Source organism: Uliginosibacterium gangwonense DSM 18521, assembly GCF_000373965.1.
GTDB classification, from domain to species: domain Bacteria; phylum Pseudomonadota; class Gammaproteobacteria; order Burkholderiales; family Rhodocyclaceae; genus Uliginosibacterium; species Uliginosibacterium gangwonense.
Genome location: NZ_KB892863.1, coordinates 166,380 through 178,570 on the forward strand (window position 1 = coordinate 166,380; position 12,191 = coordinate 178,570).

Annotated in this window: 9 protein-coding genes and 1 pseudogene; 7 read left to right on the forward strand and 3 right to left on the reverse strand. The window is 54.8% G+C overall.

The features are described from left to right. Positions 1-147 precede the first annotated feature (147 nt). On the reverse strand, positions 148-2,202 hold the full coding sequence (locus tag B145_RS0117005; protein WP_018608963.1) for a S46 family peptidase: 2,055 nt from the start codon (positions 2,200-2,202) through the stop codon (positions 148-150). Positions 2,203-2,564: 362 nt separating this feature from the next. Between B145_RS0117005 and B145_RS0117010 the strand changes: the two genes are divergently transcribed. The 6 genes and pseudogenes from B145_RS0117010 to gap all read left to right on the forward strand — a co-directional run bounded on the left by B145_RS0117010 (position 2,565) and on the right by gap (position 9,321). After that, the gene (locus B145_RS0117010; RefSeq protein WP_033407476.1) at positions 2,565-3,590 is read left to right on the forward strand and encodes an efflux RND transporter periplasmic adaptor subunit; all 1,026 of its coding nucleotides are present in this window, start codon (positions 2,565-2,567) and stop codon (positions 3,588-3,590) included. 8 nt (positions 3,591-3,598) lie between these two features. After that, positions 3,599-6,853 carry an efflux RND transporter permease subunit gene (locus tag B145_RS0117015; RefSeq protein ID WP_018608965.1) on the forward strand — a complete coding sequence of 1,085 codons (3,255 nt, stop codon included), beginning with the start codon at positions 3,599-3,601 and terminating at the stop codon, positions 6,851-6,853. Positions 6,854-6,867: 14 nt separating this feature from the next. Continuing rightward, a complete protein-coding gene (locus B145_RS0117020; RefSeq protein ID WP_018608966.1) occupies positions 6,868-7,077 on the forward strand; it encodes a YgaP family membrane protein in 210 nt (69 codons plus the stop codon). Between the two features lie 244 nt (positions 7,078-7,321). Continuing rightward, positions 7,322-7,534 (forward strand): annotated as a pseudogene (locus B145_RS29675) (hypothetical protein); the annotation flags it as partial. A gap of 47 nt (positions 7,535-7,581) precedes the next feature. After that, on the forward strand, positions 7,582-8,232 hold the full coding sequence (locus B145_RS29120) for a GlxA family transcriptional regulator (protein ID WP_018608968.1): 651 nt from the start codon (positions 7,582-7,584) through the stop codon (positions 8,230-8,232). 78 nt (positions 8,233-8,310) lie between these two features. Further along, positions 8,311-9,321, forward strand: coding sequence for a type I glyceraldehyde-3-phosphate dehydrogenase (gap, locus tag B145_RS0117030; protein ID WP_018608969.1), 1,011 nt, complete (start codon positions 8,311-8,313; stop codon positions 9,319-9,321). 73 nt (positions 9,322-9,394) lie between these two features. On the opposite strand, the gene hflX is transcribed toward gap, so the two are convergent. Together hflX and B145_RS0117040 are read right to left on the reverse strand one after the other, a co-directional pair. Beyond that, the gene (gene hflX / locus B145_RS0117035; protein WP_018608970.1) at positions 9,395-10,717 is read right to left on the reverse strand and encodes a GTPase HflX; all 1,323 of its coding nucleotides are present in this window, start codon (positions 10,715-10,717) and stop codon (positions 9,395-9,397) included. 15 nt (positions 10,718-10,732) lie between these two features. Further along, a complete protein-coding gene (locus B145_RS0117040; protein ID WP_018608971.1) occupies positions 10,733-11,104 on the reverse strand; it encodes a hypothetical protein in 372 nt (123 codons plus the stop codon). Positions 11,105-11,265: 161 nt separating this feature from the next. On the opposite strand from B145_RS0117040, the gene B145_RS0117045 reads away from it, so the two are divergent. Beyond that, entirely contained in the window at positions 11,266-12,168 is a 903-nt protein-coding gene (locus B145_RS0117045; RefSeq protein WP_211209860.1) for a substrate-binding periplasmic protein, read from the forward strand. Positions 12,169-12,191 lie beyond the last annotated feature (23 nt).

A 12,191-nucleotide genomic window follows, 5' to 3' on the forward strand; every position in this document is an offset into this window, starting at 1 on the left:
GAATCTGTGATAAGCCTATCTTGTAGCGCAGACGGGACGCAGTTGCGAAAGTACATGGTTTTAAAAACAATAGGTTAGATGCATTCTTGATTTTGCTGTGCTGTGCGCCCTGCACCAGTGGTTGGGGCGCCTCCATGCACAGCGGCTTTACTGCTTGGGGGTCATCTCACGCACCAGATTTTTGGCGCCATACACTTTGTCCAGGGCGGCCATAATGGCTGCCGGGTGTACGGCGATAGCGCGTTCGGTGTCATCTCCGTATTGATAATAGATACCCAAGGAGGCCAGGTTGCCATCAAAAATCAGTCCTACCAGATTGCCCGCCCGGTTGACGATTGGGGAGCCAGAATTTCCGCCCACGATATCTGCAGTCAGGACATAGTCAAGCGGCGTATCTGGATTGAGCTTGCTACGGGCCTTACGCCAGGACGGTGCCAAGTCAAAAGGTGTTTGCTGCGCAAAGCTGGTGGCACGGTCATAAAGACCTCCCACTGTTGTTTTCCACGGATGGGAAATGCCATGTTCAACATAACCCTTGGCTTCGCCGTATGATAAACGCAAGGTTCCGGTGGCATCTGGCGCGACTGCAGCACCAAAGGCCGCATAGCGTGCTTGTTCAATCTTTGCCGCAGCTTGGCTGATCAGGGTTTTGATATGATCTTCGGTGAATTGTTGAGATTCCAGCGCAATCGGTTCAAGCGCGCGTGCCAGCACCAACATTGGATCGTCAGAGGTTTCAATTGCAGCGGGACCTGCTGCCAACAAGCGCTTGCGTTCGGCCACGTCACCAATTCTGGTTTGGGCATAGATGTTGGACAGGAAGGCTTTGGCATTGCCTTGCTCTCCACTCAGGGCAAGGGTGTAGGGATGGTGATCGCCCAACAGTTCGTGCGCTTCCTTTGCACGGTCCAGGCTCAAGGCCAACTCAAGATCCTTGTAATACGGCTCATCTGTTTTGATCCGGTCCAAGGTATTGGGGAGTGCAGCGGAGCGAAACTCTGGCAGGCGTTTATCCTCTGGCAGTTGGCTTTGGCGTGCCCATTGCACCAGTAACCCTGCTTGGCTTAACAGGCCATGATAAGGAAATTTCGCCAGCCAATCGAGCTTGGCACGAGGGGTTTGGTCTGCTACTACCGCTGCCATTTCTTCCCAAGGATCACCGGCGACCTTGCCAGCACTTTTCGCGCGCAAGTCTGCTTCTTGCTGGGATTTGCGTGCAAAGAACCTGGGTTGGCTCAAAGCCTCCTGCGCGCCTGTCAGACTCTTATACCAATTCTGTAAGCCAAATAATGTTTCTGTGGCTTGCCGATTTGCCTCGGCAGATTGTTTGGCATATGCGAGCACCACATCAATGCGGCGCTTGATACCCGCCAGCATCAACGGGTTTTGTACATCGCGCAGGAAGCGCAATTGGGCCTCGGTTTTCAAGCGTTCCGTGCGACCTGGATGCCCAGCCACGAACAGAATTTCCCCAGGTTTAGGGCCTGCCGGGTCGATCTTCAGCCAATGCTTGGGGTGGACGGGCTTGCCGTCACGGTATAAACGCACCAATCCCATATCGACGGCAAAGCGTGGATACACGAAATTGTCTGGGTCACCGCCATAGAATCCCACTTGGTATTCTGGCGCAAATACTAATCGAACGTCATCGTATCGTTCACTGCGATACAGATGATAGGCAGCCCCTTGATAGAGGGACACAACTTGGCACTTCTGGCTGGCTCCACCTTCCTTTTGGCAGGTGTTCTCAATCGCCGTGATCACACCACGCCTCGCGTTGGCGCGTTCTTCATCCGTTTGGGCGGAGTCTTCCGCAGCACGTATCTTGGTGGTGACATCGACGATGTCAATCAGAACAGTGGCATCATCCCCCGAGCAGCGCAACTCCTCCGCATGACTGTGGGCGACAAATCCATTTTTCACCAGGTCGCGCTGTGCAGAGGACAGCTTGCTGACGCAATCGAGTACCACGTGATGATTGGTCAAAACCAGCCCTTCAGGCGAAACAAATGAGCCTGAGGCACCAAAGTTGACGGCAGCGCCCTGAAGATGTGCAAGCCATTGCGCACTTGGCGTAAAACCATATTGTGCTTGAAATGCGGCGACAGGCGCTTGGTTAAATGGCCACAACCCCTCGGCAGCCTGGGCGGGAAAACAGGGGACCAGTGCCAGCAAGGCACTGGAAATACGCAAACGAAACATATGCCACCTTTCTGGGGTGAATGATTTTTGGGAAGCGCTTGTGGCGATTTCCTATAAAAAGCAGACTCCTGTAAACAGGAGTGGCTCAAATCCTTGTTGCGGCACTGACACTCGTACTCGCAATGAGTGTAAACCTTATGCAAATTTCTTGCCTGTTTTGAATGTGTCGGCTACAGCTTTGAGGGTGACAACATTCCGTTGCGTGAGAAACGTTCTTCTCAATGCACAGCAGAAAGCTTGCTGGTTTGTTTGGGCGTGGCCCGGTTCTGAGAGGGGCGATAAAAACTATAATATTGACTATACAACCAAATAGCAATATAGTGATTTAAAGGTTTCGTCTTGATGGTTTAAAGGGGCACAAGATGCGTATGGATGCGGTGATTCTGTCAGTCGTGCTCGTCCTGGGCAGCAACTGGGCTGCCGCTGCAGAGTTGGCGACGGCCCCTGTCCGTGAGGTGCGAGGTGATGAACTGTTCGTTGCCGAGGCCGTGGTTGAGGCTGTCCATCAGGGCGTGATCTCTCCCCAGGTATCGGGGCGGATTACCCAACTGATCGTGAAGGCAGGGGATTCTGTTCAGAAAGGCCAAGTGTTGGTCCGCATTGATGCGCAGGCGGCCGCCCAGCAAGCGAGCGCGAGTCAGGCCCAGGTGAGCGCTGCACAGGCACAGTTGGACGTGGCCCGTAAAGAGTTCGAACGCCAGCAGCAACTCTTCCGCAAGCAATACATCAGCCAGGCGGCACTTGATCAGGCCGAAGCGCAATTCAAGGCAACGCAAGCCGCTGTACGCAGCTCAACGGCTCAGGCGGGGGCGGCTGGGACTCAAACGGGATTCTATACACTGGCAGCACCATTTGCTGGCACGGTGGCTGAAGTCTCTGGCGAGCAGGGAGATATGGCGATGCCGGGCAAGCCTTTGCTGACTGTCTTTGATCCAGGCTCCATGCGGGTGGTTGCCAATTTACCTCAGAGCAAGCTTGCTCAATTACAAAACAAAGCAGAAGTACGTATCGAACTACCAGGCTTGCCAGTTGGGCAACGCAAGCTGATTGCCAGCAGCCTCACTGTTTTGCCGACTGCCGATACCACAACTCACACGGTACAGGTGCGTTTGGGCTTGCCTGCTCTATCCGTGCAAGTATTTCCCGGCATGTTTGCGCGTGCCACCTTCCGTCTGCAAGGCGGCGAACACGGTCGCCTGATGATTCCTACCCAGGCAGTCATTCACCGTACCGAGTTGGATGCTGTGTATGTTCTCAGCCAGGGCAGGGCAATGTTGCGCCAAGTTCGCTTAGGTCGGGCAGGCGAGGGGGAGGTCGAAGTCTTGTCCGGCCTCAACGCAGGGGAGCGTGTTGCCCTTGATCCCATTGCCGCATCGCGCAGCCACTGAGAGGCAGGATGATGAGCGAACACAGTGCGGAACACACACTCGGTATTTCGGGGCGAATCGCACGCTATTTCCAGGCGGCTCAGATTACGCCCTTACTGGCTTTGCTCGCTGTCCTCCTGGGGCTATTTGCGGTGCTGGTCACCCCACGTGAGGAAGAGCCCCAGATCAACGTGACGATGGCCAATGTGCTCATCCCGTTTCCCGGCGCTTCTGCGCAGGATGTGGAACAGATGGTGGCAGGGCCTGCCGAACAGGTGCTTGCCCAAATAGCCCATGTAGAACATGTGACGTCCGTTTCCCGCCCCGGCATGGCAGTGGTGACAGTGCAGTTTGAAGTGGGTGTGCCACGAACCGAAGCCTTGGTCAGCTTATACGACACGATCCATTCCAATGCTGATTGGTTACCCAGCAATCTTGGCGTCGGGCAACCCATTATTAAACCCAAGGGGATTGATGATGTTCCCATTGTTGCCTTGACGCTGTTCTCGAAGAACGCAGAAGTCGGCAGCTTCGATCTGGAGCGCGTGGCGCACTCGATCGAGGCCGACCTCAAGCGTGTAAAAGGTACGCGTGAAGTCACTACCCTGGGCGGCCCGAAGCGTGGCGTGCAGATCCTGCTTGATCCGGCGCGCTTGCAGTCCGCTGGCCTTACCGTAGCGGATCTACGCGTGGCGTTGCAGAGCGCCAATCTAGGGTTGCCGATTGGGGATCTGATCGTGGGCAACAAAGCCATCAGCCTTGAGTCTGGCCCATTTTTGGACGACGCACAGGCCGTGGGAGAGCTGGTAGTTGGGGTGCATAACCGCGCGCCTGTGTTGCTTAAAGAGGTGGCAGAAGTTCGAGATGGCCCGCTGCAGCCGGAGCGCTACGTCTGGCATGGAGTCACGGGAAAAGAAGGCGGCGAATACCCAGCCGTGACCATCGCCGTGACCAAGAAGCCCGGCCAAAATGCCGTCGACGTAGCAAACGCCATCATCCATCGTGTAGATCAGCTTAAAAACGTGGTCATTCCGGCTAATGTTGACGTGGCGGTTACACGGAATTATGGCGAAACGGCGAATGACAAAGCCTTGAAGCTCATTCAAAAGCTACTGTTTGCTACGACCGCCGTGGTCGCCTTGGTGTTCTTTGCGTTAGGTCGGCGTGAAGCGGCGATTGTTGGCACAGCCGTGGTTCTCACGTTGATGGCGACGCTGTTTGCGTCCTGGGCCTGGGGCTTTACCTTGAATCGCGTCTCGTTATTTGCGCTGATATTTTCAATTGGCATCCTTGTTGATGATGCCATCGTAGTCGTTGAAAATATTCACCGCCACAAGGTGTTGCATCCAGAAAAGTCACTCACAGAATTGATTCCTGGGGCTGTGGACGAGGTCGGCGGCCCCACCATTTTGGCGACCCTGACCGTGATTGCGGCCTTGTTGCCGATGGCTTTCGTCTCTGGCCTGATGGGGCCCTATATGAGTCCGATTCCCATCAATGCCAGCATGGGGATGGTGCTTTCGCTGGGGATTGCTTTCGCCGTAACGCCCTGGCTGGCACGTCTGTGGCTCAAAGATACTGTACATCCAGAGGAAACAACGCCTGGCGTGGGTGGGCGACTCAATCGTATCGCGCATCGTGTATTTCCTCCCTTTCTTGATGAAAAGCGCGGTAGCAGAAACCGTCTGAAACTGTGGCTGGGGGTCTTGCTATTGATCCTGTTTTCAGTCCTTTTGCCCATGGCAAAGCTGGTGGTGCTGAAAATGCTGCCATTTGACAACAAATCTGAATTCCAGGTGGTGGTCGATATGCCCGCCGATTCTCCTCTGGAAAACACTGCTGCCGTATTGCATGAGATGAGTGCTTACCTCTCTACCGTGCCGGAAGTTGTCAATTACCAAGCCTATGCGGGCCTGTCCGCCCCCATCAATTTCAACGGATTGGTGCGTCAATACTACATGCGCGCAGGGCGGGAATTAGGCGACATCCAGGTTAATCTGGTCGACAAACATCATCGTAGCGACCAAAGCCACGTAATTGCTATGCGTGTTCGGCCTGCCTTGCAAAAGATTGCCGCACAGTACAATGCGCGTGTCAAAGTTGTGGAAGTTCCGCCTGGCCCGCCTGTGCTCTCACCCATCGTGGCAGAAGTGTATGGGCCAGAAACTTCGGGGCGGCAGACACTTGCCCATGCAATTCGCAAAGTATTCAGCCAGACAGCGAACATTGTTGATGTGGATGACACCACTCTCGCCAGTTCCGCTAAACAGGTACTCGTGGTTGATCGAACAAAGGCTGCACTGCTCGGCATTCCCCAACACGCCATTGTGACGACACTGGCAACTGGCATGGGAGGAGAAGCCGTCACCTATCTGCATGACGCCAGCAAATACCCGGCGGCAAACCTGTTGCGTCTGCCTGCGGCGGCGCAAGGCTCGTTGGATGAAGCGCTGGCGCTCACCGTGCGTGCGGCCTCCGGGCAACTTGTACCGTTGCGCGAACTGGTTACCCTGACCAATACCACTATCGATCAACCCATTTATCACAAGGATTTGTTACCCGTCATTTATGTGGTGGGCGATATGGCGGGGCAACTCGACAGTCCGCTCTATGGCATGTTCAGCATGCGTTCCGCCATAAAGGAATTGGCGATTCCAGGTGGAGGAACACTTGATGAGTACTTCATCCACCAACCCGAAGACCCGTATCGAAACTATTCGATCAAGTGGGATGGCGAATGGCAGGTGACTTACGAAACCTTCAGAGATATGGGAGCGGCTTATGCGGTAGGGCTGATCTTGATCTACCTGCTGGTGGTGGCGCAGTTCGGCTCATACCTCACGCCTTTGATAATCATGGCTCCTATCCCACTTACCATTATTGGTGTGATGCCTGGCCACGCTTTGTTGGGCGCGCAATTTACCGCCACATCCATGATCGGCATGATTGCCTTGGCAGGCATCATCGTGCGCAATTCTATCTTGCTCGTCGACTTCATCAATCTACAGGTAGCAGCAGGCGTTGAGTTCCGTGAGGCGGTGATCCATTCGGCTGCAACGCGTGCCCAGCCCATTATTCTGACGGGGCTGGCGGCAATGATTGGAGCATTGTTCATTTTGGACGACCCCATATTCAATGGTCTGGCTATCTCACTGATTTTTGGCATTCTTGTGTCAACCTTGCTGACTTTGGTTGTGATCCCCTTGCTCTATTACGCAGCATACAGCAAGAAATTCAAATCCTCGACGGAAGGTGATACTGCGTCTATTCCCCCTAACCCTTGATAAAGAGGAACATCATGAGTTCATGGCAGATTGTGCGTATTGTGGCAGGTAGTTTCATCTTGATTTCGTTGGCACTAGGTGCGCAGGCGAGCCCCGTCTTTCACAATGCAAATTGGCTGTGGGTGACCGCTTTTGTGGGCGCGAACTTGCTGCAAAGTGGCGTGACCAAATGGTGCTTGATGGAAGTGATTTTACGTAAGTTGGGTGTGAAGCAAGGGTGTTGATTGCCTGATGGTTGACGTTGTTGATATGGGCAACCAAAAGCGGTAAAAGGCGCACGCATTGTGGAAGCCTAGCGTTCGCGCTGGCGCTACGGAAAACTCTTTGGCACCTCACGCCACTTCATACTAAACTCCTGTAGTTGGCTTGTTTTGATTGTTTGTTATGAGTGATGACATTCTTTCATTCCTGATTATTGTGCCTGATGGCGGTATGCTGTTTGAAGCTGCCGGTGTTGCCGACATCCTGATGCGTGCCAATCGCCTGAACACTGGCGTGCCCGCGACGGCGCGTTATGAGGTCAGAATCGCAGCGAGCCACCCGCACCGCATGGTACGTGGGCAATCGGGGCTCAATCTCGTTGCCGATCATGCGCTGGAGGAGCTTGATCCCGAACTGCCGCGCGACACGATCATGATCACCGGCCGGGGGACTTCCGAATTGGAGGGGCGTTTCGTCTCCGACTGGGTGCGTCAGGCCGCACCGCACGCCAGGAGAACAGTCTCGGTATGTGGGGGCGCGTTGCTCTTTTGGCGCAGGCGGGTCTTCTGGATGGACGCCGTGCCACCACGCACTGGCGCTTGCTGGATACGCTGCAAAATGACTATCCGGCGATTCAGGTTGAGCGTGGGCCGATCTATGTGCAGGATGGCGCAATCTGGACCTCTGCGGGGGTCACGGCGGGATTTGACCTCACCCTGGCGCTGGTGGAGGCTGATATGGGCTTCACGCTGGCGCGAGATGTGGCACAGGATCTCGTAATGTATCTGCGTCGCCCGGGCGGGCAGTCGCAGTTCAGTCGTTACCTGCTGAACCAGGCACGAACTCCAGGCCCGATCAGGGACTTACAAACGTGGATACTGGAAAACCTTGCACAAGATCTCTCGGTTGAGGCGCTCGCCGAGCGGGTTGCAATGAGTCCGCGCAATTTCACCCGCGTCTTCACGCGGGAAACGGGTGCACCGCCAGCCAAATTCGTCGAGGAAGTTCGCCTGGATGCCGCACGGCAGCGACTGGAGCAGGGAGACGAGGGAGTTGAGCAGATCGCACTCATCACCGGCTTTGGTAATGGGCTGAACCTGCGTCGCGTCTTTGAGCGCACTCTTCAGATCACACCCTCTGAATACCGCAAGCGCTTTGCTGCAAGTGAGATGGCGTAATTTGATTGTTTGTTGTCGTTTACGCCGTTTGTGTGCTGTCGTACTGTTCTTCCGAGGTCAACAACGGAGGAATAGATCATGGTGAAAATAGGCATCAACGGATTTGGCAGAATCGGGCGGAATGTCTTGCGTGCTGCATTAGGACGCAACGATTTCCAGATTGTGGCGATCAACGATCTGACCGACGCCAAAACCCTTGCCCACTTGCTCAAGCACGATTCCATTCTTGGCGCGCTTCCTACCAGCGTGGAAACCCGCGACAAGCAACTGGTGGTTGGTGGGAATGCGATTCGCGTATATGCAGAGCGCGATCCAGGCGCGATACCCTGGCATGAAACAGGTGTTGAAATTGTGATTGAAGCCACCGGTTTCTTTACTGATAAGCGCCAAGCCGAAACGCATATCACCCAGGGCGGTGCAAAGCGGGTCATCATTTCGGCACCAGGGAAGAACGAAGACCTGACGGTTGTTTTGGGTGTTAATGACTGTCTGTACGATCCAGCCCGTCATAAAGTGGTCAGCAATGGCAGTTGCACCACCAACGGGTTGGCGCCTGCCGCGCTTGTGTTGCACCAGCAATTCGGCATTGAGTACGGCCTGATGAATACCACTCACGCTTACACCAACAGCCAGGCCTTGCACGACCAGCCGGAGAAAGACTTGCGGGGCGCCCGAGCTGCAGCACTCTCGATAGTGCCTTATTCAAGCGGAGCAGCCAAGGCGATCGGCAAGGTCATCCCTGACTTGGATGGCCGTTTGACGGGCTATTCGCTACGAGTGCCCGTACCTGTGGTTTCGGTTGTGGATCTTTCCGTAACGCTCAAGCGTGAGGTCACCGTCGAAGAGGTCAACGCTGCTTTTCGTGCCGCAGCCGAATCCGGCCTGCTCAAAGGTATTCTTGGCTATAGTGATGAGCCGCTGGTATCCAGCGACTATCAGGGCGACCCGCGCTCTTCGATCATCGACGGTCTCTCAACGCTTGTCATCGGAGGAAAACTCGTCAAAATCCTTGCCTGGTATGACAATGAATGGGGATTCTCGAACCGACTCGTTGAACTGGCTGTGCTGATGGAGCAACGGGGACTGTAAGCATTTTACGCGGCGCATGGGTGGCAAGCCGAACGCATCAACTGGCGTCCGGCTTGCTGCCCAGATTCCTGCTTTATGCCTGGGGGAATCTCTCACGCAGGCGATCTATGGTGGTCTGATCGCCGCGCACGCTGAAAAATGCTCCTGCTTCATCTGCGCGCTCGCCCAGCACTTTGCAGTTGGCATAGATGTCACTACGCATCTGTTGGGCGGACCAGGGCAGGAAGATTTCTGCTTCGACCAGATCTTGCTGGAAGAAGGAGATGATTGCTTCGCGCAGCTTGCTGACATCCTCAGTGCGGCGGGCACTCATTACAATGCAGGAAGGGTATTTCTCGCGCAGCGTTGCTTCGCATTCCGCTTGGGCTGCCGCATCACCCACGTGATCGATTTTGTTGAAAACGCGGATACGCGGCATCTCGTTGGCATTGATTTCAGCCAACACTTCGTCGGTGACTTCCAATTGGCGCTGGAAGCCAGGATCACTGGCGTCAATCACGTGCAGCAAGAGTGCGGCATCAAGAGCTTCGTCCAGCGTGGATTTGAATGAAGCGACCAGCCCATGAGGCAGATTCTTGATGAAGCCGACCGTGTCGCTGACTAGTACGCGGGGTACGCTTTCTGGTTGTAGCGTGCGCACGGTGGTGTCGAGCGTGGCGAAAAGCTTGTTCTCAACCAATACCTCGCTGCCAGTCAGTGCGCGCATCAAGGTTGATTTCCCCGCATTGGTGTAGCCAACCAGCGCCACGCTGGCTTGGCTCTGGCGTTCTTGCCGACGCGCACATTGGGTTTTGCGCTCCACCTCCATGGCCGTGATTTCCAGTTGCAGCTCGGCGATACGGTCGCGGATCTTGCGCCGATCCAATTCAGTGTGCGACTCACCCGCGCCCCGGCCACCTACGCCGCTGCGTTGCCGCCCCTGCGGCCCGGCGAGTTTTGCTGCCTCGCGCAAGCGTGGCGCCATGTACCCCAGGCGTGCGATCTCCACCTGCGCCCGTGCTGCGCGGGAGCGTGCATTGCGGTGGAAAATTTCCAAAATGACCATGGTTCGGTCCATGACCTGGCAACCGACCTCATTTTCCAGGTTGCGGGCCTGAGAGGGAGAAATCTCGTGATCGACGAACAGCGCCTGAATTTCATCGTCCTCGCTGCCGCCTGGAGCTGCCCCGCCACTTACGAAGTCGTGGATCTCCTGGCGCTTACCCACCCCCAGATAACCTGTGGTATCGAACCCGGCGCGTTTCTGGATGAAGGTCTGTACAACCCGAAACCCTAGTGTTTTAGCCAGTTCTCGAAGTTCTGTGATCGACGCCTCGAATTCAATATCGTTGACTGTGGGTAATTGCACCGCCGCAACGATGGCATACCGTGGTTTGTCCTTGACTTCGCTTTGCATTCAGGATTGGGGGCTTTAAGAGTAAAGGCGAATAATAACCGTTAATTGCGCTGCTTGCTGCTTCAATGTACAAGGCGAAGCAATGATTTGCGCTGTGCGGTAGTGAAGACCGGTGAGTTGGGTACGGCGCAAGCGCTGCTTTTCTGAGCTGCCTGCGCAGCTGTCAAGTCCGCCCGTATGCCAATCGTTTTCGTCTTGAGCGCGTAGCAGGTTATGCCTGATCGTGTTTGTGGGGATCGCGCCATGGGTGTTGAATTGACTGACATCATCCACAATCCAGAGCCGCGCACCGTGATCCAGACCACGAATTATGAGCAGAACTCCCAAATCCGCGTATCTCACGGGTTCGGCCACACGCGTGGGTTGGAGTCTTATGTTCAAAGCCATTTACGGCCTTCCGCAACGAAACCTACCCTTACGACCGTATCTGCATCGAATGCCGTACTTGCTACTGTAGTTTTGTGTTTTGGAGGATTACACTCGAAATTGAAACAGTTCAGGGACGTGGCTAGCCGCTGAAGCCTAGTGCTACAAAGGAAAACCAAGGCATGAACACCCAATCGCTTACGCATCGCCCTACCTTGCACCCTTTATCCTCCTTATGGTTTGTGGTCGTAGCAATTCTTTGGCTAAGCTTATTTGCTCCGCCCACATCGGCTGCGGGTCATGAAACAACTTTGCAGTATTTCCCTTCCGGGCCGATTTATGAGTACCGCTGGAAGCTTCTTGAGCTTGCACTGTCGCACACACGGGCTACGGATGGTCCGGTCCACCTTGTTCCGTATGCGGATGAGATCACCCAGAACCGTGGCATGGAGTTGCTCCAGTCAGGGCGAATCAATGTCATCGCGCTGGGTACCAATGCTGAACGTGAATCCCTCATGCTGCCGATAAAGATCGATATCTTGCGTGGCATCGTGGGTTTTCGTCTGCTCGTAATTCGTGCCATTGATCAACCTCGCATCGCCCGCATGGATGAACAGGCGCTTCGCAAGCAATTGACATTCGGCCTCAACAGTCAGTGGGCCGATCTGCCCATCATGCAGGCGAGTGGATTTACGGTGGTGACTTCTACCAACTATGAAAATCTTTTTGGCATGCTGGCAGGAGGCCGCTTCGACGCCTTTCCACGCGGATTGAATGAAGCTGCCCGTGAGCTTGATGAGCGTAAAAGCCGGTATCCTCAACTTGTCGTTGAGCAAAGCAAAGCGCTGTTTTTCCCTTACCCAGTGTACTTTTGGGTCAACAAGGAAGACGCTGCGCTGGCCCGACGAATCGAACGCGGACTTAATCTCTCGTTGGCAGATGGCTCTTTTCGCAAGCTGTTTGAGACATATCATTCAAACGAGATTGCAGCGCTTGCCAAAGAACATCGGCAGGTTATCCGCCTTGCCAACCCGGTTCTGCCACCCAAAACACCGGAGTCGGATACCAGTTGGTGGTGGAAATAATATCCAAACATGTGGTTGGAGTA